This is a genomic window from Neobacillus sp. FW104-15D2 (assembly GCF_058790155.1).
Window position 1 is genome coordinate 1 of record NZ_JBYTCJ010000049.1, and the last position, 23480, is coordinate 23480.

General features: G+C 38.9%; 22 protein-coding genes and 1 pseudogene. 10 read left to right on the forward strand and 13 right to left on the reverse strand.

Annotated elements, in window-relative coordinates; translation table 11 throughout:
* Positions 1-340 precede the first annotated feature (340 nt).
* A pseudogene (locus AC3WR0_RS24270) lies at positions 341-502 on the forward strand (IS110 family RNA-guided transposase); the annotation flags it as partial.
* A 1670-nt stretch (positions 503-2172) separates the two neighbouring features.
* Here the strand turns inward: AC3WR0_RS24270 and AC3WR0_RS24275 are convergent.
* The 4 genes from AC3WR0_RS24275 to AC3WR0_RS24290 form a co-directional block, all read right to left on the reverse strand.
* Positions 2173-2880, reverse strand: coding sequence for an SH3 domain-containing protein (locus tag AC3WR0_RS24275; protein ID WP_492554676.1), 708 nt, complete (start codon positions 2878-2880; stop codon positions 2173-2175).
* Positions 2881-3583: 703 nt separating this feature from the next.
* Positions 3584-3946, reverse strand: coding sequence for a ubiquitination-like system serine protease family protein (locus AC3WR0_RS24280; RefSeq protein ID WP_492554677.1), 363 nt, complete (start codon positions 3944-3946; stop codon positions 3584-3586).
* Between the two features lie 19 nt (positions 3947-3965).
* Positions 3966-5123, reverse strand: coding sequence for a ThiF family adenylyltransferase (locus AC3WR0_RS24285; protein WP_492554678.1), 1158 nt, complete (start codon positions 5121-5123; stop codon positions 3966-3968).
* Positions 5098-5343, reverse strand: coding sequence for a hypothetical protein (locus AC3WR0_RS24290; RefSeq protein ID WP_492554679.1), 246 nt, complete (start codon positions 5341-5343; stop codon positions 5098-5100). The genes AC3WR0_RS24285 and AC3WR0_RS24290 overlap by 26 nt, the downstream gene beginning before the upstream one ends.
* Positions 5344-5743: 400 nt before the next feature.
* Between AC3WR0_RS24290 and AC3WR0_RS24295 the strand changes: the two genes are divergently transcribed.
* A complete protein-coding gene (locus tag AC3WR0_RS24295) occupies positions 5744-5926 on the forward strand; it encodes a hypothetical protein (protein ID WP_492554680.1) in 183 nt (60 codons plus the stop codon).
* 306 nt (positions 5927-6232) lie between these two features.
* Here AC3WR0_RS24295 and AC3WR0_RS24300 read toward each other — a convergent pair whose 3' ends face one another.
* On the reverse strand, positions 6233-7918 hold the full coding sequence (locus tag AC3WR0_RS24300) for an AIPR family protein (RefSeq protein WP_492554681.1): 1686 nt from the start codon (positions 7916-7918) through the stop codon (positions 6233-6235).
* A 423-nt stretch (positions 7919-8341) separates the two neighbouring features.
* Between AC3WR0_RS24300 and AC3WR0_RS24305 the strand changes: the two genes are divergently transcribed.
* The 5 genes from AC3WR0_RS24305 to AC3WR0_RS24325 all read left to right on the forward strand — a co-directional run bounded on the left by AC3WR0_RS24305 (position 8342) and on the right by AC3WR0_RS24325 (position 13359).
* Positions 8342-8482: a hypothetical protein gene (locus AC3WR0_RS24305; RefSeq protein WP_492554682.1), complete on the forward strand. Its 141-nt coding sequence runs from the start codon at positions 8342-8344 to the stop codon at positions 8480-8482.
* Positions 8483-8702: 220 nt separating this feature from the next.
* Positions 8703-10118, forward strand: a complete 1416-nt coding sequence (locus AC3WR0_RS24310) for a recombinase family protein (RefSeq protein WP_492554683.1) — start codon at positions 8703-8705, stop codon at positions 10116-10118.
* Complete coding sequence (locus AC3WR0_RS24315) at positions 10115-11656, forward strand: recombinase family protein (protein ID WP_492554684.1); 1542 nt, start codon at positions 10115-10117, stop codon at positions 11654-11656. Before AC3WR0_RS24310 ends, AC3WR0_RS24315 begins: the two co-directional genes overlap by 4 nt.
* A 148-nt stretch (positions 11657-11804) precedes the next feature.
* Positions 11805-12044, forward strand: coding sequence for a helix-turn-helix domain-containing protein (locus tag AC3WR0_RS24320; protein ID WP_492554685.1), 240 nt, complete (start codon positions 11805-11807; stop codon positions 12042-12044).
* A 106-nt stretch (positions 12045-12150) separates the two neighbouring features.
* On the forward strand, positions 12151-13359 hold the full coding sequence (locus tag AC3WR0_RS24325; protein WP_492554686.1) for a site-specific integrase: 1209 nt from the start codon (positions 12151-12153) through the stop codon (positions 13357-13359).
* 86 nt (positions 13360-13445) lie between these two features.
* Here the strand turns inward: AC3WR0_RS24325 and groL are convergent, their stop codons facing one another.
* Positions 13446-15080, reverse strand: a complete 1635-nt coding sequence (gene groL / locus AC3WR0_RS24330; protein WP_492554687.1) for a chaperonin GroEL — start codon at positions 15078-15080, stop codon at positions 13446-13448.
* Positions 15081-15153: 73 nt separating this feature from the next.
* Positions 15154-15441 carry a co-chaperone GroES gene (groES, locus tag AC3WR0_RS24335; protein ID WP_027322794.1) on the reverse strand — a complete coding sequence of 96 codons (288 nt, stop codon included), beginning with the start codon at positions 15439-15441 and terminating at the stop codon, positions 15154-15156.
* Positions 15442-15722: 281 nt separating this feature from the next.
* Here groES and AC3WR0_RS24340 point away from each other — a divergent pair, with 281 nt between their 5' ends.
* Together AC3WR0_RS24340 and AC3WR0_RS24345 are read left to right on the forward strand one after the other, a co-directional pair.
* Entirely contained in the window at positions 15723-16457 is a 735-nt protein-coding gene (locus AC3WR0_RS24340; protein WP_492554688.1) for a CPBP family intramembrane glutamic endopeptidase, read from the forward strand.
* Positions 16454-16654, forward strand: a complete 201-nt coding sequence (locus tag AC3WR0_RS24345; RefSeq protein ID WP_027322796.1) for a YdiK family protein — start codon at positions 16454-16456, stop codon at positions 16652-16654. Before AC3WR0_RS24340 ends, AC3WR0_RS24345 begins: the two co-directional genes overlap by 4 nt.
* Positions 16655-16846: 192 nt before the next feature.
* Here AC3WR0_RS24345 and AC3WR0_RS24350 read toward each other — a convergent pair whose 3' ends face one another.
* Both AC3WR0_RS24350 and moaC read right to left on the reverse strand, forming a co-directional pair.
* Entirely contained in the window at positions 16847-17500 is a 654-nt protein-coding gene (locus tag AC3WR0_RS24350) for a redox-sensing transcriptional repressor Rex (RefSeq protein WP_027322797.1), read from the reverse strand.
* 26 nt (positions 17501-17526) lie between these two features.
* Positions 17527-18018 carry a cyclic pyranopterin monophosphate synthase MoaC gene (gene moaC / locus AC3WR0_RS24355; RefSeq protein WP_027322798.1) on the reverse strand — a complete coding sequence of 164 codons (492 nt, stop codon included), beginning with the start codon at positions 18016-18018 and terminating at the stop codon, positions 17527-17529.
* A gap of 220 nt (positions 18019-18238) precedes the next feature.
* On the opposite strand from moaC, the gene AC3WR0_RS24360 reads away from it, so the two are divergent.
* Positions 18239-20167: an ABC-F family ATP-binding cassette domain-containing protein gene (locus tag AC3WR0_RS24360; RefSeq protein ID WP_492554689.1), complete on the forward strand. Its 1929-nt coding sequence runs from the start codon at positions 18239-18241 to the stop codon at positions 20165-20167.
* A 369-nt stretch (positions 20168-20536) separates the two neighbouring features.
* On the opposite strand, the gene tsaD is transcribed toward AC3WR0_RS24360, so the two are convergent.
* The 4 genes from tsaD to tsaE are packed head-to-tail and all read right to left on the reverse strand — an operon-like array spanning position 20537 to position 23175.
* Positions 20537-21559 carry a tRNA (adenosine(37)-N6)-threonylcarbamoyltransferase complex transferase subunit TsaD gene (gene tsaD, locus AC3WR0_RS24365; RefSeq protein ID WP_492554690.1) on the reverse strand — a complete coding sequence of 341 codons (1023 nt, stop codon included), beginning with the start codon at positions 21557-21559 and terminating at the stop codon, positions 20537-20539.
* Positions 21556-22005 carry a ribosomal protein S18-alanine N-acetyltransferase gene (gene rimI / locus AC3WR0_RS24370; RefSeq protein ID WP_027322801.1) on the reverse strand — a complete coding sequence of 150 codons (450 nt, stop codon included), beginning with the start codon at positions 22003-22005 and terminating at the stop codon, positions 21556-21558. The genes tsaD and rimI overlap by 4 nt, the downstream gene beginning before the upstream one ends.
* A gap of 16 nt (positions 22006-22021) precedes the next feature.
* Positions 22022-22723, reverse strand: coding sequence for a tRNA (adenosine(37)-N6)-threonylcarbamoyltransferase complex dimerization subunit type 1 TsaB (tsaB, locus tag AC3WR0_RS24375; protein ID WP_492554691.1), 702 nt, complete (start codon positions 22721-22723; stop codon positions 22022-22024).
* The gene (gene tsaE, locus AC3WR0_RS24380) at positions 22720-23175 is read right to left on the reverse strand and encodes a tRNA (adenosine(37)-N6)-threonylcarbamoyltransferase complex ATPase subunit type 1 TsaE (protein ID WP_492554692.1); all 456 of its coding nucleotides are present in this window, start codon (positions 23173-23175) and stop codon (positions 22720-22722) included. The genes tsaB and tsaE overlap by 4 nt, the downstream gene beginning before the upstream one ends.
* Positions 23176-23480 lie beyond the last annotated feature (305 nt).

The window sequence follows — 23480 nt, forward strand, 5'->3', positions numbered from 1 at the left end:
AATGGCTAGTTCTTACTCGGCGGGAATCCCACCCGCTATATGATACGACCTAGGCTCGGCCGCACACCTGCCCCGTTAGGCATACATGAAGCGCAAAGATCAGCGCTTCACCACAGAGAATGAAAATGGGTTAGAACCGTCAATACTGATTCTACGGCTGGGAGAGGAAGGTCGCTTAACTATGGTGCGTTAGAGAGCCCATCCGTTAGTCTGACTCCACCGACTTCGGTGCACCACTGATTGTCGCTCCCTTACGGGAAGCACACATGGTAGATTAATCCTATTCTGGTTGATGCACCAGCCTCTAATCATAACGATTGCCGTAGAAAGGATGTTTTCAATGGATGTAGTCATTGAAAGAGCATGCGGTATGGATGTTCATAAGGACAATATTACTGCATGTATCATGACACCAGAAGGAAAGGAGATTCAAACGTTTTCCACTAAATCTGTGTTTCTATTACAGTTGGTCGACTGGATTAAACAGCATAATTGTACCCACTTCTTGGGAGAACTTGCCCTGTTATTACCACTACTTTTTCTTAACAGCAAAAACAAACCGCAATTTACATGCATCTAATTTTGTCGATTATTTCTCGGGAAATTGTTGAAATTTGAAAAATGGATTCGAATGTTGGAACTTAGGGATTTCTGTTTTTTATTTGTTTGACACCTGATTATTTTAAACGAGACTTAAGAAAAGGAGTCAAATCCTTTTCTAATGGCACTAATTTTTAGTAGTGAGTATCAATCTTTAGCATCAGTTATATTAGTTGAATTTCCAATACTAGAATTTATAATATGTTGATCATGCTGGAGTCGCGGGATCCGTTGTTTTTAGCTAATCCATATCGTTTGTTAGTTGGACATCGCTTCATATGTGGGAGTGAGATCATTGGATTAACACCATAAAAATTGCCTTTACATTGTTTGGGAGGGTGAAATTGTCTTATGTATCGGGGTAATGCTAACTCTGCTACATTGGATCTTTCTAATCTTCCCTTTTATTGAAACATAAGGTATTTGCTGTATCGCCTAAGGGCTTTTCCATATCGTGTAACACTTATAGAGGTTTCGATGTCCGATGGAATATAGATAGGCCATTCACCATCTTTAATCATTCATATTCGTTCCGCTCTAGGTTTTGACTATGCTTTTGGATACAGCATCCTCACTTCTTCCACTTCCTTGGTACAGGATGCTCATTCATACGAATGTATGTCCAGTCGCATTTTCAACTTCCTTTCTATTTCAGATGAAGGTTCTATGGATCTATTTGCATGTTATATCGCCCAGCGATACGAAATACAAAAAAACTTGAGCTGTGAACTTTCAACAAGGACATATCGCTTGTCAATTGGCCATTCATATTAGGTGTTACTGGTGGTTCATTAGTTAGCACCATTAATATCTCATTAAATAGTTTGGGATTTGGGATAATTCATCATATGAATCCGAGTGTCGCTAAATCTGTTTCATTTAATCGTTCTTATCTTCCTTCTGTAATACACAAGGCCTTTAGCTGTATCGCCTTGGGGCCTGTCCATATCGCGTAACGCTATAAGTGCTTCGCTTTCGGATGGAATACAGATAGGCCAAGCTATTTTTAAAAAATCAATTCGTTTCTCTCAAGATTTTTTACAAACTTTACAACAGCGAGGCATCCCCACTTCCTTTGAAAGGAATGCTCATTCATACGTATGTATATCATGTTTGCATATAGAACTCTGCTTTTCTTTCAAGTTAAGGTATCGAATTTATTACAAATCATATCGCCTACTGATACACAGCACAAAAAAGCCGATCATTCCTCAAGCAACTCTATCAGGGACTGACTCTTGTTTTTTAATGAGGTTCACAAAATAAACTCCCATTTTATTGAATTGCCTTTTTTGCTTGATTTAAGGTTGTGTAATTGTTTAGATGTATGCCGCTTAAAAATCTCCTGGAATTAAATTGAGCCTTCGTTTAGCTTCGGTAGATCGCCGATACATTGGTACCGCCGTGTTCTTACAAGCAAGTACCAAATCCTGTTAAGTTGAAAAACTCTTTCTTAGTTCTATGTTTCAAATATGCTACTCAAATATTTCAATATGATTTATTAAGTTGGGTGAATCGCGACTCCAATACTTTTATTCTCATTTTATTTTTAGCAAAAAACCTTAACAGCAACTACTTCCGGAATATGGAGATAAGTCCTCCCCATTTTACTTTACGTTTTTGTACCGTTTCCTCTAAGCGTTTATTAAAATCATTTTGTGAATTCCATTCTTTTTTCTGTTCGTCCCGCATACTTTGTATTTCTTTTTGCAAGAGCTCACTTCTTTGTTTTTCTTGCTGAAGCAATGTTTCGTAATGGATATTTTGTTGTTCAGTTAATTTTTCAATTTTAGCATTAGTTCTTTGTGCTGAATTTCCAATACTTGAACTTATAACATGATGGTCTTGCTGGAGTTGGGAAACCTTTGTTTTTAACTGTGACATATCGTTTGTCAGTTGAACATTCATTTCACGTGTTGCTGCAAGTTCATTGACTAAAAACATTAAGACTTCTTTTAATTGATTTGGGTCGTGTGGTAAATTTTCATATGTATCGTTTACCGCTATCTCTGTTTCATTGGATACTTCTAATCTATCTTTTTGTTGTTCCACAAGATCTTTAGCTGTATCGTCTAGGGGCTTGTCCGTATCGCGTAACGCTATAAGCGCTCCTATGTCAGATTGAACAAAGATACGTCGGTCGCCATCCTTCAAAAACTCATATCCATTCCGCTCTAAAATTTGGCCATACTTTCGAACTGTGGGAGTTGCAATTCCCACTTCTTCTGCCACCTCCTTGGAAGAGAAAGCCCGTTCATTTGGTTGTATATCGTTCCGCATATCGCACCTCCGCTTCTTCAATATGAAGGTTTTTAAACTTATTTGCAAGAGTCATATCGCCCAAACCTATCCTAGTGCGGTGAATGTTGGTATGGTATTTCATAATCTATCCTTATCGTTGGACCATGCAGCCTGCCCCACTCCATAATATAAATCATACTCACACCTCTCTTTGATTGAAGTGACTGTAGAAGTAAATAGGCATACGGACATTAACACAACTATAACATTTATGCACATATGACTAATAAAAAAGAAAAGGCCTCGCATCAGTTGAGTAAACTGATGAAAGGCCTTCTCTAATAAAGTGAGCTTTTAGTTTGTGAAATGCACATTTTTTTACTCCATGAGCAAAAGTATGAACATTCTTAAAAACCTCTAATATCAAGGCTTTATGATGTTTATTACATCATGCCGCCCATATAGTTTTATGCTGTAACATTTTTAACCGCATTAGAAGAAAGTCGCATAGAATCAGCACTCTGCAGGTGCTGAGTGTAACATCTTTAACCTAGATTTACTGTGATTTATTGTACTTCGTTAGCAAAATGTTAGCATGTTGTTAGCCAGTCAATGATGAAATCACTTGATGACTCATATAACAAAAGCGATGCAAATTTTATATGCATCGCTATTTGTTACAAACTCCACATGAGTTGAGTGTATGTGGCAACACAAGAGATGTTGGGTGAGTTTACACTTATCAAAATTTAAATATACTTTTTAACCGTTCAATAAAGCTCTTTGGTTTAGCTGATGTTTCGATATAGCTCCTTAGAGATTCATTATCATTTTTTACTACTTCATTGATTTGCTTTTGATTCAAAGGCCCTGCCCATACCACTTGATCCTTGGTAATAAAATAATGGGACTGACAATTATGATTCCAATTACCGATTGAAGGAGAAAGAGAAACAGTTTCACCATCATATGTTAATTTCCACCTTGCTGGAGACAAACTTGTTACGATAATTGAACCGCAGCCACAAGCGCATCTATGTTTTGCAACATCATACTCAATTGAAATGTATAGAACATTTTCTTCAATTTCTACTTCAGGGGGCATAGTTTCAACAAATTTATGTTTAATGAATGATCTCCTCCTCATCAATTACAAAAATTGAGTTGAAGGAGATTTCCTCTGTAAGATAGAACTTCATCATTTTTTTCCAAGCTATAATACCTAGAATAGCATTTAAAGCATTTAACTCAGAAATTTGGATATTTCGAGTATAGATATCTTCTTCCGAAAGTGGTCCCATTGCTATTTTATCTAGGTTGGAATAATTGTCCGGCGTAATAAGAGTTTTTCTTATCGAACCTCTTAAGGAATTTCCTACAACACTTATCCCCATCCCTAAATCTACAAATGGTATTTTCGATCCCACTAGATAATCAATTATAACTTTCTTAGCCTCAGATTTATCTATGGATATAAAAACAAAATCATGACCTTCTAGCAGGGATACATTTGATTCATCTAGATATAGCTCATTATCAATTATTCCTGTACGTAGTGCCTCATATTTTTCTTTAAAATATGAAACTTTACTTGGCCTACCTTTAAGTTCCTCCAATGCCATTGCCCCGGGAATTCTAAAAGCATTATGGTTTAACATTATATCTCCATCAAATAAAGAAATTTGTTTCACTGGAGTTTTGGAAACAAAATCTAAAACAAAAGAACCTGTTCCCCCTAATCCCACTATTGCTATTTTTTGCTCTTTTAAACTCTCTAAATGGGATAAACCAGCCCGGGCTGAAAAGGTATCGATATATTTAAATACGTTGTTATCAGTGTAATATTCAAAATTAAAACCTTGTGCAGAAATGCCAGGGTCTATTGACTTTGCAGGCGCTGATAATAAATCTATATATCGGGTAATCTTGGAGTAAAAATCAGGGTAGTTTCCAGTCTCTGGTCTTGAAGAAAAATAGAATGTTCCAATTATTTCAGGGGATAAGTGATGTTGTTGAGGACTATTCACAAATGTTGTATTTTCTTTCCCAAATTGATCGCAAGGATGTTCTCCCACAAACCATACTGTATGGTCCTGAGGCTGTATTGTTTTTTCCCCAGATAGAGTCAATGGGCAATAAATTGTGCCCGACAAAATTTCTCTGTTTTTATTTACATAAGGGATTCCACTCACTACTAGGTGACCGTTTACAATAGAAATATTGTACTTTTCATCCCTTAGCTTTCTTAAATCATCATTATGATCTATTAGTTGAGTCGACATTTATACGCAATCCTTCTTTCATATCAATCTCATCTCCGAAAGAATACTGCTGTTTATGTTTGCCGCCATCATCATTTTTCCTTGTGGAATACATAGTATATGATTTCTGTGATTCATCGTAACTTCCATAAGCGAGTACAATTACTTCCTGAAATGAATATTTCCTGTTTTCTACCTCTTTTGGCTCCCCATTAATATGTACAGTAATGATTTTACTCATACAAGACACCTCTCCTTTTTTACTAGATTATTCCACTTTATTATAACACAAATTATTCTATTATTCTCATATTTTGTATTTTATTGTATTATTTTCTCAATTTTTAGGGATTAACTTGTAAGGTACTAATCATCAAATCCTCATACAAGAAATCCATTATATTACGTATTAAAGAAAACCTAGTCCCCAATGCCTAATAAATTTCACTAGTTAAATGTTGCACTTTATTTCCCAAAAGGTTGTATTAACCACAGAGTTAAATCCCCTAAAGGGTCAGAGATGCTACCTCTGTCTAAACGCTGTCGTTATCCGGACTCGACAATAAAATTCGGCGAAAAGAATAAGTAACCGTGGGAGCGCCCTTAAGTCACGTTAAATAAGAGGTTGGTGAGCTGAGCCGATGCAGAAAATCAGCGTAGCAATCATTAGACAAGGTCTTTCTGCTGTTTACGACCGGATTGTGAGACTTAGAGAAGCGGGAACGGCTTCTTGCAGTAACGGTTCGGTGGAGTTTCGATTGGTTACGGCCAGTGGTACTTACCATAATGCATGCGGGCGAAACTGTATGTGCTATAAAAGCTAGTGGTAAGGTGAAGAGATTCAGGTACTAAACAGCAGCGTCATCAAGTTCCCAGCTTTATACTAAAGCATGTACGCTAGTATCACTTCCTCTGTACACGAGTCTAATAATAAATCGTGTTACAGGGGAGGGTACAATTCGTAGTCAGTAGCCCGCATAACCTAAAGCATATATCAATAAAAAAGGCACCCAACTAACTGGCGCCAATTATTACATACATTTGATTTCTTAATCTATCCCATAACATTTAAGTAAAATGTAGCATCGCCTCAGACTAGTCAAATGTCTAATGAACTCACCAGATTAGTACTATTCATTAGTTCGTTTAGAATATATCAAGTCTAGATCTTTGCATTTAGATAAGTTTTTAAATAAACTAGCAAGCATTGAATCAGGGTATTCCGCCTCTGCCATGGATATCAAATCGATGAGTATATCTGATGTATATTGTTTAATTGTTTCCTTTTCGGTATCAGTTAACATTATTCCATCAGAACGTTCAATATCTTTTGTTTTCTGATAAACTAAATGAGTAATAAATCGGTTTCCGTGAATTGCATATAATCTCTCTCTACCACTAAGCTCTTTTTCTTTTAGGGATAACTCTCCCTCAACTACCCTCAAAATTTGTACTTGTCTCCAAAGCTCCAAACTATCTACTCCGCTATTAAAAAGGATTTTGTAAGGAGCCCTATTAATGTCATCCCATAGTTTCCCGATTTCCCTTTTAGCTTGCACTGCTAAATCAATATCAGTTTGGTTACATGCTCTAGCAACTGTTGCCTCCACAATATCAAAACTGTTTTGTGTGTCTATTATACTCTCACCTGATTTGTAAATATAAGTAATACCATGTAAATTAAGCTCATCTTTTATACGTTCCTGCTCAGGATCCAATGAAACGAAATCTCTTTTTTCAATTTTATTTTGAGTATTTGTATTTCTAGTTACTTCTCTTTCGAAATTTTCAGGACTATCTTTCAATTGGATAAACCTAATTGACACATTGGCCATCCCCACTTGTTCGGGATAGTTCCTTGCAGCTTGCGCAATTGACCCCGCAGTCTGTGCACCATTAACAATTTTTAAGTCTTCAATTTCAAATATTCCATAGGCCCGTGTATTACCGCCTAAAGGTTTCTTTTTGATAGTAGAACATAATGCAGTAATACCATTATTGTAATACCAAAATTTTTCTGGCTCTTCTTTTAGAGTTTTTACAATATTGTCATTTACATCTGTATCTCCCAAGAACAACCGGATATTTGGAGAAAATAAACTAGGATAATGTTCTTCCCACCACATCGCAATATCACTTGCTGCCACCTGACCATAATATGCCTTAAAGGGTTCTTCATTTTCACCCCAGTTTGATAAAGCAACCTCAACATTGATGGGTTCACCCTGGGCACCTTTAGCTATCATATTATAAAGGTTTGCCTGTTTTAGAGATTTAAAACTAACAAACTCTGAGGAATCATTAAGGTCCATTAGAAAAGATTTTACGTCTTCATTGATATTAGCTGCTAGTTCTGCCTGACCAGTATAAGAAAGAACAACCATAAATTTTGTATTTGCATCTCTCAATGCGATATCAATTTCTTCTTTACGTTTTTGTACTTTTTCATTGAACCTTTCATACCTAGGTACAATCAGGTCACGTATACCTAAGAAAAATTTTTGTATATCTCCTCGATCCACACTTCCAGTGCCATCTTGTCTCCATTTTGTTTGTACAAGATAAAGAACCTTTTCTTTTTGATTGTAATAAAGAGCATCTATTCCATTGTCACCATAGCCATCAGTGACACAATTCCCCGCTTCTTCAGAACTTATATCGCATAACATCTTGATAGAAAAAGCCGCTAGTGCTCTCGTCAAAAAAACGGTTTCTTGTTCTTGGGCTGACTTATCCTTGTAATCAGAAATATCAATTAAGCCATTAAACTCATTCTGTAAGTAACTCTTTATTATTCCTACGTGAAACATACTCATTGTAATAGCACCCCTTCTTAGGAAATTATATTAGTTTTTGTAAAAATATGTTGCATGTATATCCAAAAAGCAGAACTTTTGAAATTATTAATTTAATCCAATTAATAACCTTTATTTTTTTATTTCTATTGACAAATCTCCTCTAATGGTTATGTTCCTTATGCCGGTGGATGGACTACCGAACATTTTAATATAATTGGAGGAATATACACCATGAAACCAACTCAAAAAAACACTTTAGAAAGTAAGATTCGAAACAATACACAGGCTGCAATCCAGCGCTTGCGAAACAGGGGGATGCTTTCATGAGCGCCAATCCCTCCTCTTTAATAAACAAATTAAGAAAACCTTTGGAGAAAGGAACCCTCTCACCTTTTTTATTTGAGAGCTTTAAAGAGTACCAGAGTCAAAGGAGGCCTAAAAATGAAAATACATCAAATATCCAATGACTCTTTCCCTGGCCGGAACCGTGGAATTATAACAGTTTTAATTAAAAAAGGCGGCCAAGAAGGGAATGTTCAGCTCTCTTTTGACCTTTTCGAGGAAGAGCCTTTGAAAGAATAGCGGAATAATTTCTGCCTCTGCCTGAGAAAGATAACGGGTGGAGGTGATTACAATTAGACGCCGCATAAAATTAGGGTCAATTCCCGAGCAAAATCCGGTTTCAAATGTGTGGATTCAACACTTAATAGCGCGCCTCCTAATCGGGGAGCTTAATATCCCACACAGACTGCAGGCAAAATTGCTATATGAATTATCCAGAGAAAGAAAGGACGTTAATTAGATGAATGTTATTAACAGCCAGAAAACGCACGTTTTCTTCCGGCGAGTAAGTACAGCAGGACAAGATATCATAACACAGGAGGCTGCAGACCTCCCTTTCCGCGAGAAACTGCCGCACGATGAAATATTGATTATCAATGAAATAGCAACTTCCGCAAACAAAAAAGCAATCAGTGAAAGACCAGAGATGCAACGGCTCATTTCATTGATAAAAGATAATAAAGTTCACAGTATCTATGCCTTTGACCGGAGTCGCCTTTTTCGTGATTTTTACGAGGGAATGGAGTTTAATGACTTGCGCGCTAAGTATAATGTCCAAGTGATTTACACATCAGTGGGGAACGGAAACATGCCGGCAAGTGATGACGTTTTTGTAGAAGGATTACTGAGCATGTTTAGTGACATTGAGGGGAAAAACATCGCTCGCAGAAGCCGGGAGGCAAGATTAAGATATCCGGCGAAAAAATTTGGTTACCAAAAACAAAAAGAGACAAAGCGCTTTTTACATGACTCGTCCAAACAGGAAATCGTCCAACAGTACTTTGCTGCTCTTAAGGAAATTGGTTCCATTGATGATTTATATAAGGTCACGAAGGAGTATCGGAAAAGATTCAAAAAAACAGACGAACAATTAATTTCCCTGGCTACGGATCCATTTTATGCGGGATATGACCTAGAAAAGGGGACCAACAAGCTCCATCATGTCACCCCTTATATTTCTATTGAGGAATTTTTACAACTTCAGAGAAGCAAAGGAGAAATTTTTCACGCTTTTCTTGAACGAAAAAAATCGCTGAAGGTCCAAAACGTTTACACTCCCCAATGCGGTTACTGCCGGAAGCCTCTCATTTACAAAGTTGAAGAAGAGTCTAACAGCGCATATTATTCTTGTTCTGCAAATTTACATCCCAAAGTCGTTGTGTCGTTTTCAGATGTTTCTAAGTTAATCCGGGGCGTTTTAAATCACATTTTTCAAAACTTTGATAAAGAAAAGTTAATTACTCATTCCATCAATTGTTACAGGGCAATCAAAAAGAACCTGGAAAATGAAATGAATAGGGTTGACCAAAATCTCAATGAAGTCATAGAGGAATTAGTCCTGGAATCCGATGATTATTCTTCCACTTGGAAAGATGACCCTAGATATAAACGAAAACAACAATTGAAACAGGAGTACAAAAACTGCCTGGAACAAATCAGAGAAAACCAAAACGCTCTCCAGAAAAATAAATCTGTCATCAAGTTAATTGAAGGTGCACTAATCAACCAATCTAATGTGAATCCATCAATGCTCTGTGACATGCTCATAAATGGAATCTGGATTTATGGAGATCAAGTTGAGGTAGATATTTTTTACTTTGATTACCTGCATGAAATGGAGAAGGAAATTATTTTGGAAGGAGAAGAGACAGCATGACTTTAGCATTCGGTTATATCCGCCGTTCCTCTTATAAACAACAGGAAAACAATAGTGTTGAAATACAGAAAGCCCATATTTTGGAGTATGCCCGGAAGAAAGGACTGAGTGTCCCTGAGGATTTTATCATTATCGAGGATGTTACGAGCGCATATAACAAACGAGCTAATCAACGAAAAGAACTAATGCGACTCAAAGAATTGATGATGGAAACAAAGATTCCTTCTGTAATCTTTTATGAAGAATCCCGAATGGACCGGACAGCTTATACATTTGTATTGGACTTCTATCGGCCTTTAAAGGAAGTAATACCTGACATTCTAGTATATACAACTAATTCAGATGATCCTTTTAATCCAGATAATGAAAAAAACAAAATCGCTCTTTTACTTTACCGACAAGAATCAGAAATAAAATCAAACCGCGCAGTCGGGAATTTGATTGCCCATTTGGAAGCCGACGAAAAGACACGGCCAGGCTCCAAAGTTCCCTTTGGATATAAACAGGTTAATAAAAAGCTTATTCCTAATGAGGATGCTGAAATTGTCAGCTTTATCTACTACCTTCATAGTTGGGGAGTATCAATGGGAAAGATATCAACCATTCTGAACGAAGCCGAAATACCTTCTCCATCTGGCAAAGCATGGAGACCTAGCACGATAGAGAACATTTTAAAGAACCCTATTTATACCGGAACGCTGAAATGGGATATTCAAAAATCAAATATTGAAAGGAAATATGAATTCCAGGATTTCCATGAACCCTTGATTGATAGCTTCCTCAAACAAATTAGTGATATTAATAATCAGCTTCAAAAAAGTTCCGGACGCCTGGATACCCCTTTCCTCTTTTTAAATAAACTAACCTGCGCGGACTGTGGCGAGAAACTGGCCAACCAAAACGGTTCGACCAAAAGGAACGGCATTTCATATCTATACCAATATTATGTATGCCGGAACTGTGACTACAAACTAGCCATCGATGAATTACATGAAAAACTTTTACCCCAGACTTTCAAACATGTCCAATCTTTTATGACTGCGCCAACCATAAAAATAACATCAGAAGAATACCTTACAATATTCCAACAAGGCATTAAAAAAAATATAGCCAAATTAAAAAACTCTATTGACAAAGCTCGATCAAAGGGTTGTATTGCAAAAGAACAAGGTGATAAGGAGCTAGAAGAAATAGCTGCCTCTTTGGAACAAAGGTACAAAGCAACCATTGATGACCTTGTTTCCTACTCAAAAACAGTTGATGAATTGAAAGGAGCGCTAGATTTGGATGTCTTTTATCATCGCTTCAATCAAATACTAGATGTTTCGCTGGCCATTACAGAAAAAAGGCTAATCATCCTCTACTTTGTGGATGAAGTTCTAATAACACCGGAAAAGCCTCCAAAGCTTAGCTTTTGCGAAAACTTATTTGAACAATTACTTCCAATGGACAAATTCCAGAAACATAGAGGAACTCCAATGGACAAACTACCGAAACCTATTTCACCAACCGGGTTACAAAATAACGACATTACTTAAAAGCCCTGTTTACAGGGCTTTCCATTAAGAAATGTTCGGTAGTTCATCCGGATTGGTATACCAATTTGGATGAATAACAGAAACTGATATCCATAGTATGGATAAAAAACCGAAATATATACAAAAAAGCAATTTGGAGGGGTTTACGATGAATACATCAAAACAATATACAACTTGGGAATCTCTACCCGATACACTAACGGCAGCTCATATTGCGCAATTCCTTGGCATCTCCAGAAAAACAGTCTATGAACTATTCAAACTTGATATAGAGCACGGTGGCATCCCCAACTTCGAAATCGGCTCTTCCAAACGTGTGGAGAAATCGGACTTGGAGATGTGGATTGCTGACCAAAAGCAGAAAAAAAGTTCTAGCCGCGCAGTTTGAACGTAGAAGAGGCTAGTAAATAGACAAACGTATCCTCTCTGCGGGCAATGGAAATAATAGATAACCATTGCAAGAACATTTCACCAAGAAAAGAGGTTTAAGGAACATGAAAGGACATTTTTTTCGAAGAGGCTGCACATGTAACAAGAAACGTTGCTCTTGCGGATCTACTTGGAGCTTAGTAATTGATATCGGTAGAGACCCAGCAACCGGGAAAAGAAAACAAAAGACGAAAGGGGGGTTTCATACTAAGCAAGAAGCTGAGGCAGCCGCTGCCGAATTTATATACGAACTTAATCAAGGCACTTATGTAAAAGAAAAGAATGTCGTATTTAAAGATTTCGCAAGCGATTGGCTTCTTATGTATAGCGAAAAGAATAACGTAAAGCCTGGCACGATTCGTATCCGGCAGCACGAGATTAACAAGCTATTGCCGTATTTCTCTCTTTTAAAGCTAAAGGACATCACAGCTAAAAGGTATCAGGATGCTTTGAATGATCTCAAAGAGAAAGGATATGCCGATAACACGTTGGACGGTGTGCATCGCACTGGCAGGATGATTTTTAAGAAAGCCATCGAGATGCGATTTATTAAAAATGACCCGACGGAGTTTGCTTACCTGAAGAAAGACAGAAAAACCATTGAGGAATTAGAGGAACAAGAAATCCCTAAATACATGGAAAAGGAAGAGCTAGCTTTATTCTTGAAAACAGCCGCTACTAAAGGTTTGGATTTAGATTATCTAATCTTTCTCACCCTTTCCTACACAGGGGTCCGAGCGGGTGAGTTAGTAGCCCTCAAGTGGAAGGACATTAACTTTGATGAGCAAACCATCAGCATCACGAAAACCTATTACAACCCAACAAATAACACGCTGGAGTATCAATTAGTGCCGCCTAAGACGAGGAAATCTAAACGAGCCATCGTAGTAGATGAAGAAGTCATTGCAGCTCTTAAGAAGCATATGCTACTGCAGAAGAAAGTGCAGGAGTACTATGGAGAAACCTATCTTAATGAAGGATTCATTTTCGCCAAGAAAGAGAAACAACCAGGCTACCCTATTTTCATCAAGACCGTGGAAAATAGAATGGCGCGGCTGCTGAAGCTGGCAGGCTTAAATCCAGATCTCACTCCCCACTCTCTGCGCCATACACATACGTCATTGTTAGCAGAAGCAAAGGTAGGCTTAGAAGAGATTATGGAACGTCTAGGTCATTGTGACGACGAAACAACAAAAAACGTCTATCTGCACGTAACGAAAGAAATGAAAAAAGAGGCTTCCCACAAGTTTGCACAACTCATGAGAAACCTCTAATTTTAGGTGAGAAATGTTAGCAAGATGTTAGCATTCCGCTCCCCTCTTACATAAAACCCTCATGTATCAAGGGGTTTGGGCGCTAATTACATCATGCCGCCCATTCCACCCATGCCGCCCATGTCAGGCATACCCATGCCTGCACCAGCTGGTTCTGGCTTGTCAGCAACAACTGCTTCAGTTGTTAAGAACATAGCAGCAACAGATGCTGCGTTTTGAAGAGCTGAACGAGTAACTTTAGTAGGGTCAACGATACCGGCTTCGATCATGTTTACCCAAGCGCCAGTTGCAGCGTTAAAGCCTGTTCCAACTTCTTCACGCTTTAAGCGCTCAACGATTACAGAGCCTTCAAGGCCAGCGTTGTGAGCGATTGTGCGTACAGGCTCTTCCATTGCACGAAGAACGATGTTGATACCAGTAGCTTCGTCACCTTCAGCCTGGATTTCAGCAACCTTGCTGTATACGTTAAGAAGGGCAACACCACCGCCAGATACGATACCTTCTTCAACTGCAGCACGAGTTGAGTTCAAAGCATCTTCAATGCGAAGCTTGCGCTCTTTTAATTCAGTTTCAGTAGCGGCACCAACTTTGATTACTGCTACACCGCCAGCTAATTTAGCAAGGCGCTCTTGTAATTTTTCACGATCAAATTCAGAAGTAGTTTCTTCTAATTGAACGCGGATTTGATTTACACGACCAGAAATTTGTGCAGAATCTCCAGCACCTTCAACGATCGTTGTATTTTCTTTTGTAACAACAACTTTAGAAGCACGTCCCAAAGAAGTGATTGTCGCAGATTTAAGTTCACGGCCTAGCTCTTCAGTGATTACTTCGCCGCCAGTTAATGCAGCGATATCCTCAAGCATAGCCTTACGGCGGTCGCCGAATCCAGGAGCTTTAACAGCTACTGCATTGAAAGTACCGCGAAGTTTGTTAACTACTAAAGTAGCAAGAGCTTCACCTTCAACATCTTCAGCAATCAGCAATAATGGCTTGCCTTGCTGTACAACCTGCTCAAGCACAGGAAGGATTTCCTGGATGCTGGAGATCTTCTTGTCAGTGATTAGGATATATGGATTTTCAAGAACAGCTTCCATTTTGTCGGAATCAGTTACCATGTAAGGAGAAGCATAGCCACGGTCAAACTGCATACCTTCTACTACATCCAATTCAGTTGTAAAGCCTTTAGACTCTTCAATTGTAATAACACCGTCGTTGCCAACGCGCTCCATTGCTTCAGCAATCAATTGGCCAACTTCTTCGTCAGCAGATGAGATTGCAGCAACCTGTGCGATAGAAGATTTGCTTTCAATTGGCTTGGAAATGGATTTTAATTCTTGAACAGCTGCAATAACAGCTCTTTCGATACCTTTGCGGATTCCCATTGGGTTTGCGCCTGCTGTTACGTTCTTCAAGCCTTCGCGAATCATAGCTTGAGCAAGAACTGTAGCAGTAGTAGTACCGTCACCAGCTACATCGTTAGTTTTGCTGGCAACTTCTGCTACAAGCTTTGCACCCATGTTTTCAAATGCATCTTCTAATTCGATTTCTTTAGCAATCGTTACACCGTCGTTAGTAATAAGCGGTGAACCGAATTTTTTCTCAAGAACCACGTTACGTCCTTTCGGTCCAAGAGTAACTTTTACTGCATTTGCCAATGCGTCAACACCACGAAGCATTGCGCGGCGGGCATCTTCACTAAACATAATCTCTTTAGCCATAGTTCAAAAACCTCCTGTATTTTAAATTATTTATCAGGTCCGGCAGTATTATTTAACTGCCATCTTCACATGATTACTCGCCAATTACAGCAAGAATATCACTTTCACGTACGATTAAGTATTCAGTTCCTTGGTATTTTACCTCAGTACCGGCATATTTTGAGAAGATAATGCGGTCACCTTCAGAAACATCAAGAGCAACACGTTCGCCATTATCGAGAACACGTCCAGTTCCAACCGCTATAACTTTTCCTTCTTGCGGCTTTTCTTTAGCTGAATCCGGTAAAACGATACCGCTTGCAGTTTTTTCTTCTGATGCAACAAGCTCAATGATAATACGATCACCTAGTGGCTTTAACAAATCAAACAACCTCCTCAAATTTTTTATGTAGTTGATTTATTAGCACTCTATCACGTTGAGTGCTAACACAATTATTATAATAATGAATCCACTAACCTTTTGCAAGCAGGAGATATAAAAAAACCCAAAAAATTTTTCTCTTTTTCAACCTTACCATTATGGCTAAGGTCACGCAGTTTTGCCCATCCTAAGTACCTTCTGATTGAAAGAAATCGCCTTTTATGAGTAGAATGAGGAATAGTGCAGAAATTAATTTAAGAGCCTGAAAGGGAGATTATATATTGAAAAAGGAATATTGGATTATTTTAATTGTATATATCGCCATGCAGCTGTCGAGTTTCGTCGGAATTCCGCTTGTCACCCATATACTCGAAGCTTCGGGTAACAGTACTTTAGAATCGCAGCGGCTTGCTATACCGTATTGGCTGCTTATAAGCTTTACAGCTGCCTTTTTAATTACATTGTTTTTATTGCGAAAAGAAAGAATGTCGCCTGAATTTGCCCGAGGCCGTACTTCTGTCGGCAGCTCGGTGGCATGGGCTATCGGCGGTGTTTTTCTTGCTCTTTTTGCCCAATCAATTGCCGCAAGCATTGAAAGACTTCTGGGAATTAATATGGGATCTGAAAACACCCAGGCTATTTTAAAATTAATTCAGGCTTTTCCTTTAGTGTTGGTTATCAGTTCCATTATCGGACCTATCCTTGAGGAGATAGTGTTTCGAAAAATTATCTTTGGCAGCTTATATAAGCGCTTTAACTTTTTCATATCCGCTTTGATTAGTTCTGTCGTCTTTGCGCTTGCCCATATGGAGCCGGTTCACATTTTACTGTACGCTTCAATGGGATTTACCTTTGCTTTTCTATATGTCAGAACGAAAAATATCTTTGTATCCATGTTCGCTCACGTGGCGATGAATACTTTTGTCGTATTAGTCCAATCTGTTTATAAAGACCAAATCGAAAGAATGATGCAGGACGCTGACAAAATTCAAAGCTTTATTGGAGGATTTTTATGAGACAGTCACCTTTGTTTTCGGGCATCATTTATTTCCTGCTCGGCGTTCTGTTCACTTATTTTGCCATTCAGGATGTTCAGGACGATGGATGGGGATTTTTTACCTACCTGCTTGTTCTGCTGGCCACATTTGATGTAGCCTCAGGCCTTAAGATGGTAGGTTTTCATTTTAGGATTAAAAAGCATACAAAAAGGTGAGTTCCGGAATTGGAACTCACCTTTTTATTTTTTAGGCTGTGTTAAAAAAGCAGCGCTGATTGTAACGCATGAAAGGAGACTCCAGCGGGAAAATTGGATCAGGTGGACCCCACAGGAGCTGAAGTTTGCCGAACCGCTCGCGGAAAGCGAGTGTCTTGGAGCGAAAATCTAAAAATAAGTTTATCGCCTTTTTTAAAGTGCTTCTTCTTCTGAAGGATAATGCTTCAGAAAGTATATTAATGATTGCAGCTCAACAGCAAGGTCTATATGGTGCACTCTTATTGTAGGCGGCACGTGCAAACGGGCAGGTGTAAAGTTTAAAATCCCTTTAACGTCTGCCTTAATAAGTCTGTCTGTTACCGGCTGGGCTGCAGGAGCGGGAACGGTTAAGATCACAATTTGTATTTTTTCAGATTTTAGGTATTTTTCAATGTCATCCATATGGTAGACGGGAACATCACCAATTTTGGAACCCACTCTTTCGGGGCTAATATCAAAGCCAATTTGAATTTTGGTGTTGTTATTTTTCAAGAAATTATAATTCAATAAAGCCGTTCCCAAATTTCCGACACCAATAAGTGCGACTTTTGTCAATTCATCCTGATCCAGTGTTTTTCTAAAGAAGGTCAATAAGTAATTAACATTATAGCCATACCCCTTTTTTCCGAGCGCTCCAAAATAAGAAAAATCCCGTCGAATAGTGGCTGAATCAACTTTTACTGCGTCACTCAATTCTGCTGAAGACACCCTCTGCTTTCCTGATGTATGGAGATGATTGAGAAAGCGATAATAGAGCGGCAGTCTTTTGGCCGTTGCCTGTGGTATTTTTATGGTCTCATTGCTCATGTTTCTTTCCTCTCTCCTCTAATGAATTATAGTTCCGTTCTTTTGAAATCGCCATTCTTCCCTCCGGTTTTTTCAACCAGATAAGTTGGCCCAATGACCATCCCTTTATCAACTGCTTTGCACATATCATAAACGGTCAGTGCACACACAGAGGCGGCTGTTAACGCTTCCATTTCAACACCTGTTTGTCCCTTTGTTTTCACTGCCGCAGAAATATTTAATTTATACTCATCCTGGCCTTCCTCTTCCCATGAAAAGGTTACATTTACACCTGTAAGCGAAATAGGGTGGCACATAGGGATGATGTCCCATGTTTTTTTGGCTGACATAACAGCTGCTACCTGGGCTACAGCCAGCACATCGCCTTTTTTCATTTCCTGGTTGGTAATCTTGTTATAGATTTCTCTGCTAACTTTTATACTCGAGTGGGCATGTGCAGTTCGTGCTGTTTCCGGCTTACTGCTGACATCGACCATTTTTGCCCTGCCTTCATCATTAAAATGTGTAAATTCAGCCATTATAAAAACCCCTCTCATCAAAATAATACACTATTTTTCCCATATTGTGTGTGAACTTTGTATTATTCTTCACATATGTTTATTTGGTTTTTATTGTTTTTATATATTAATCTGCTTAATATTTTCGCTTCCATTCTTTTAAATTCCTTTTGCATGATTCACTTTATTGCCGGTGTACCTCTAATCGGTTAAACTTATCGTAAGTACTGAGGTGAATAAAATGATTTTATTACAGGTTAATCAGCTGGAAAAAAACTATGGCGCTGAGCTTATTTTATCGAATATAAAACTGGAACTGCAAACCAGGGACCGTGTTGCTTTGGTAGGACGGAACGGAGCAGGAAAATCTACACTGTTAAAGATTATCGCCGGCCACCTTTCCTATGACGGTGGTGAAATTATAAAACCAAAGGATGCCACGATTGGGTACTTGGCACAGAATACTGGACTTGAATCCAATTTATCCATTTGGGAAGAAATGCTGTCAGTTTTTGAGGATCTTCGTAAAATGGAGAAAACCATACGCGAGCTGGAGGTCAAGATGTCTGACCCCGATGCATTCTCAGACTCTGACCGATATGAAAGAATTTTGCGGGAATATGACTCTTTACAGGTGAAGTTCAAGGAACTTGGAGGCTATCAATATGAAGCCGATATTCGATCTGTCCTGCATGGGCTTAATTTCCAATCCTTTGACCACTCTACTACTGTCTCTTCATTAAGCGGTGGCCAAAAAACAAGATTGGCACTTGGTAAGCTATTATTAAAAAAGCCGGATATTTTAATACTGGACGAACCTACCAACCATCTTGACATTGATACTTTAACTTGGCTTGAGCAATATCTTCAGGGCTATGAAGGAGCCATTCTGATTGTTTCCCATGACCGTTATTTCCTTGATAAGGTGGTTAATCAGGTTTATGAGCTTTCCCGCCGCCAGATTCAAAGATTTCCCGGAAACTATAGTTCTTATTTAAAACAAAAAGCGGAGAACCTTGAACGGGACATAAAGCAATATGAAAAGCAGCAGGATGAAATTTCTAAGCTTCAGGATTTCATTCAAAGAAACCTTGCGCGTGCTTCCACCACGAAAAGAGCGCAGAGCCGCCGAAAAACACTCGAAAGAATGGATAGAATGGACAGGCCTTTAGGTGATGAAAAGTCTGCAGCTTTTTCTTTTGATATTGAGAAGCAAAGCGGAAATGACGTTATTACCCTCCAGGATGTAGCAGTAGGATATTCTGGAAAAAAGGTATCTGAAAATATTTCATTCCGGATCACACGGGGAGAGAGCATTGCTCTTGTCGGGCCTAATGGAATCGGAAAATCCACTCTTTTAAAAACGATTGTTAAAAAGCTGCCTTCCCTTTCCGGCAGTTTTCAATATGGTTCCAACCTTACCATTGGGTATTATGATCAGGAGCAGGCTGAATTAACAAGCAATAAAAGGGTCCTGAACGAATTATGGGATGACTATCCTCTCAAAAGCGAAAAGGAAATTCGAACGGTACTGGGGAACTTCCTATTTTCGGGCGATGATGTTCTTAAAATTGTATCGACCTTAAGCGGCGGTGAAAAGGCACGTCTTGCCCTTTCAAAGCTTATGATGCAAAAAGCTAATTTGCTTATCCTTGATGAACCGACAAACCACCTTGATTTGGACAGCAAAGAGGTTCTTGAGAATGCACTTGTGGAATACCCGGGAACAATCTTATTTGTTTCCCATGACCGATACTTCATTAATAGAATTGGTACTAGAGTTCTGGAGTTAAACCCATCAGGTGCCGTTGATTATCTTGGTGACTATGACTATTTTGTCGAAAAGAAACAGGAATTGGCTGAAATAGAAGCGGAAAGCTCTTCTCTTGATTTAAACAGCAAAATAACGGTCTCTGAAACACAAGAAAAAACTTCTTACCAACTAGATAAAGAAGCTAAAAAGCTTGAACGCCAGCGAAAGCGGAAGCTGGAGGAAGTCGAGCAAAAAATAGAAGAGCTTGAAAATGAAATACAGCAATATGAGGAGCAACTATGTGATCCAGTTGTTTTTCAGGATCATGAAAAGGTCCATCAAATCAATCAAAAAAATGAACAGGCAAAACTTCTACTTGAAGAAACAATGGATGAGTGGGCCGAGCTGGCAGAATGAAATACTGAAACTGACAGTAAACGTATGATTAAAAGCAACTCTATTATCTGGTAAACACCGGTTCAAAAGCCGGTGTTTTTTTTATCCACAAAGTTATTCACAAAGAAAAGAGCCTACTTACAACACATTTGAAGTTTTTCCACATTATCCACAGAATAAGCTAAACTTATCCACATTATCCACAGAATCATGGTCATTGGTCCACATTTACTTAAAAATTCGAAAAATGATTTTCTGTTTATCCACAATAATTCTTTTTTTCCATAGTTTAAGTTTAACTTCATTGTTGATAATTGCTAATATCAACATTTAAATCAACGGCGTCTTACACAAAAAAGCAGTGTATCTTATGAATACACTGCTCCTACATTAATTATAAATATCAATATCCAGACCTGGATTAGCATTCAGTGCTAAGTCAGCCCTTTTTCCTTTTTCGAATAATATACTTCCTGCTGCCCCTATCATTGCAGCATTATCCGTACATAGAGCCAAAGGAGGGATGACCAGTTCAATATCCGTTAGTTCGCTAAACGCCTTTTCTAAAGCAGCTCTTAGGCCTTTATTGGCTGCTACTCCGCCAGCAAGCAATACCTGATGAACTTTATATTCTTTTACTGCCCTTAATGTCTTCGTAACAAGGACATCTATTACGCTCTCCTGAAAGCTGGCAGCAAGATCTTTGGGTTCAATGATCTCCCCTCGCTGTTCCGCATTATGAACAGTATTAATGACAGCTGACTTTAAACCGCTGAAGCTGAAATCGTATGAACCTTCCTCCAGCCAGGCTCTCGGCAAATCAATGGTGGGAGAACCTTCCTGTGCCATTCTGTCGATGTGGGGCCCTCCCGGATATGGCATATGAAGGGTCCGGGCCACTTTATCATAAGCTTCTCCGGCCGCGTCATCTCTTGTTTCTCCAATTACTTCAAAATGCCCATGCTCTTTCATATAAACAAGTTCAGTATGGCCACCGGATACCACTAGAGATAAGAGAGGGAACTTCATTTCTGTTACCAGGCGGTTTGCATAAATATGGCCTGCAATATGGTGAACGGGAACAAGCGGCAGGTTATTCGCAAAGGCTAATGCCTTCGCTGCGTTTACACCAATCAGGAGCGCTCCTACGAGCCCTGGCCCTTCCGTGACAGCTATTGCATCCAAGTCTGCCATTTGTATACCTGCCTGGTTTATAGCCTCCTCCAGGACAACTGTGATCTGCTCGACATGGTGTCTCGATGCTATTTCCGGTACAACTCCGCCAAACCGTTTGTGGCTTTCAATTTGAGATGCTACTACATTAGCCACAATTTCCCGGCCATTTTTGATGATTGCGACTGCCGTTTCATCACAGCTAGTTTCCATACCCATAATTAATTGATCTTTTTTCATAAATTCACCCACATTACTAAAGCATCTTCCTGATTATCCGTATAATAATTTTTTCTTATTCCGCCATTTTGAAATCCCATTTTCCGGTAAAGTGACAGTGCAACGTGATTTGTTACCCTAGCTTCAAGAGTCATTGTCTTAGCGCCTTTTTCTCTTGCAACGTTCATTAAACACATCATGAGGGCTTCACCCAGTTTCATTCCTCTGAACTCCGGTAAAATGGCTACGTTGGTTACATGTGCTTCATCAATTACAATCCAAACTCCACAGTAACCAACGATATTTCCGTCCATTTCCAATACTATATAAACAGCAAACTTGTTTTGAAATAGTTCATTGTAAAAAGCTTCCTTGCTCCAGGGTATACTAAAAGAAAGCTCTTCAATCCTGTGAACTTGCTCAATATCCTTTTCCTGCATAAAACGAAAAGAAAATGTATTATCCATTTTTAAAATCCTATCCCTAATTAGTTTTTCTATTTTTCTCTAACCAACTGGCTTCCGCCTCCGCCAGGCGAATATAGTTAGGAACAAAGCTGTGTATATCCTCGGAGGGCCTGTTTCTCCCCAGTAATGCAAGCTCAGACGGCCGTGGGTTATGTTCTGTCATTTCAGCAAATTGGGCCTGATCGCCAAGAATCTCTTCAATTAGCGGGCGGTGAATATGAAGATCAGTTCCAATAAAAAGAATTTGTTCTTTTCGGTTCTTTAAGCTCTCCGCAAATTCAGCCATCAGGGCTAATTGGTCCTTTTCAATTTGCTTTAATTGTCCCTCTTCACCTTTAAATAAAGCCGTATAAACTTGTCCCCTTCGGGCATCAAATAAAGGTGCTACAAGACCATTGAAATATCTCGCTGCTCCTGAGGCTAAAACTTCAAGACTTGAAACTCCTGAAAGAGGAACATTAAGTGACCAGGCCATGGTTTTGGCAATCGTTACTCCAATTCGTACGCCAGTATAAGAGCCGGGACCTTTAGCCACTACAATTTTTTCTATATCTGCCGGCTTCCAGTCACAGTCTTTCATTAGTGTTTGAATGGCTGGCATAATCCTTATAGAATGATTTTTTTTGGAGTATGTAATATATTCGCCAAGTATCTTATCATTATCAGCTAACGCCACTCCTAAAGCATAATTAGATGTATCTATTGCTAATATTTTCATAAAAAAATCTCCCTGCATAATTGCTCATATCGGTTCCCCTTAGGTTCCAATACTACCCTTCGCCCTTGCTCTAAATCATGATAAAGATAAATGGTCAGCCGTTCAGCGGGAAGCTGGTCATCAATCAAATGGGCCCATTCCACTACAGTAACTCCATCACCTTCAAAGTACTCATCAAAACCAAGATCCTCATATGCATTTTCGACACGATAAACATCCATATGATAAAGCGGCATTCTCCCATTGTATTCCTTGATAATAGTAAAAGTTGGGCTGTTGACCGTTTTTTTTATATCCAGCCCTCTCGCAAGCCCTTTTGTAAAAGTAGTTTTCCCTGCCCCTAGGTCACCCTCCAGAGCTATCACATCACCGGGCTGAAGATGCTCAGCAAGTCTGAACGCAAATTCACCTGTTTCCTCCGGACTGCTGGATTGAAATTCATAAGTACTCATTTAATCACCTTTTTATAAGATAAGGATTCCCTCATTTAATTATTAATCAGTCTTGCACAAATGGTTCAAAAAAACCTTAGGAACTACTCCTAAGGTTACCTAGTCTATTTGTAGTTTACATGATTTTTTTCATTTCAGCAAAAAAGGCAGGTTATCTCTTCGTTTCTTCTATTTTAACAAAATCACCATGCTCCTATTAGGACAAACTTAGATTCCTTCTTTATTTTAGCCAAAATGCAAAAAAGCGAAACAAAAGTTTCGCTTTTTTCAAGATTGCGGGGGCAGGATTTGAACCTGCGACCTTC

Excerpts from the sequence above, each read along its gene's own strand:
- AC3WR0_RS24275 (WP_492554676.1), bottom strand. The coding sequence starts at position 2,880 with ATGCGGAACGATATACAACCAAATGAACGGGCTTTCTCTTCCAAGGAG.
- AC3WR0_RS24280 (WP_492554677.1), bottom strand. The coding sequence starts at position 3,946 with ATGCCCCCTGAAGTAGAAATTGAAGAAAATGTTCTATACATTTCAATT.
- AC3WR0_RS24285 (WP_492554678.1), bottom strand. The coding sequence starts at position 5,123 with ATGTCGACTCAACTAATAGATCATAATGATGATTTAAGAAAGCTAAGG.
- AC3WR0_RS24290 (WP_492554679.1), bottom strand. The coding sequence starts at position 5,343 with ATGAGTAAAATCATTACTGTACATATTAATGGGGAGCCAAAAGAGGTA.
- AC3WR0_RS24295 (WP_492554680.1), top strand. The coding sequence starts at position 5,744 with ATGCAGAAAATCAGCGTAGCAATCATTAGACAAGGTCTTTCTGCTGTT.
- AC3WR0_RS24300 (WP_492554681.1), bottom strand. The coding sequence starts at position 7,918 with ATGAGTATGTTTCACGTAGGAATAATAAAGAGTTACTTACAGAATGAG.
- AC3WR0_RS24305 (WP_492554682.1), top strand. The coding sequence starts at position 8,342 with ATGAAAATACATCAAATATCCAATGACTCTTTCCCTGGCCGGAACCGT.
- AC3WR0_RS24310 (WP_492554683.1), top strand. The coding sequence starts at position 8,703 with ATGAATGTTATTAACAGCCAGAAAACGCACGTTTTCTTCCGGCGAGTA.
- AC3WR0_RS24315 (WP_492554684.1), top strand. The coding sequence starts at position 10,115 with ATGACTTTAGCATTCGGTTATATCCGCCGTTCCTCTTATAAACAACAG.
- AC3WR0_RS24320 (WP_492554685.1), top strand. The coding sequence starts at position 11,805 with ATGAATACATCAAAACAATATACAACTTGGGAATCTCTACCCGATACA.
- AC3WR0_RS24325 (WP_492554686.1), top strand. The coding sequence starts at position 12,151 with ATGAAAGGACATTTTTTTCGAAGAGGCTGCACATGTAACAAGAAACGT.
- groL (WP_492554687.1), bottom strand. The coding sequence starts at position 15,080 with ATGGCTAAAGAGATTATGTTTAGTGAAGATGCCCGCCGCGCAATGCTT.
- AC3WR0_RS24345 (WP_027322796.1), top strand. The coding sequence starts at position 16,454 with ATGAGACAGTCACCTTTGTTTTCGGGCATCATTTATTTCCTGCTCGGC.
- AC3WR0_RS24350 (WP_027322797.1), bottom strand. The coding sequence starts at position 17,500 with ATGAGCAATGAGACCATAAAAATACCACAGGCAACGGCCAAAAGACTG.
- moaC (WP_027322798.1), bottom strand. The coding sequence starts at position 18,018 with ATGGCTGAATTTACACATTTTAATGATGAAGGCAGGGCAAAAATGGTC.
- AC3WR0_RS24360 (WP_492554689.1), top strand. The coding sequence starts at position 18,239 with ATGATTTTATTACAGGTTAATCAGCTGGAAAAAAACTATGGCGCTGAG.
- tsaD (WP_492554690.1), bottom strand. The coding sequence starts at position 21,559 with ATGAAAAAAGATCAATTAATTATGGGTATGGAAACTAGCTGTGATGAA.
- rimI (WP_027322801.1), bottom strand. The coding sequence starts at position 22,005 with ATGGATAATACATTTTCTTTTCGTTTTATGCAGGAAAAGGATATTGAG.
- tsaB (WP_492554691.1), bottom strand. The coding sequence starts at position 22,723 with ATGAAAATATTAGCAATAGATACATCTAATTATGCTTTAGGAGTGGCG.
- tsaE (WP_492554692.1), bottom strand. The coding sequence starts at position 23,175 with ATGAGTACTTATGAATTTCAATCCAGCAGTCCGGAGGAAACAGGTGAA.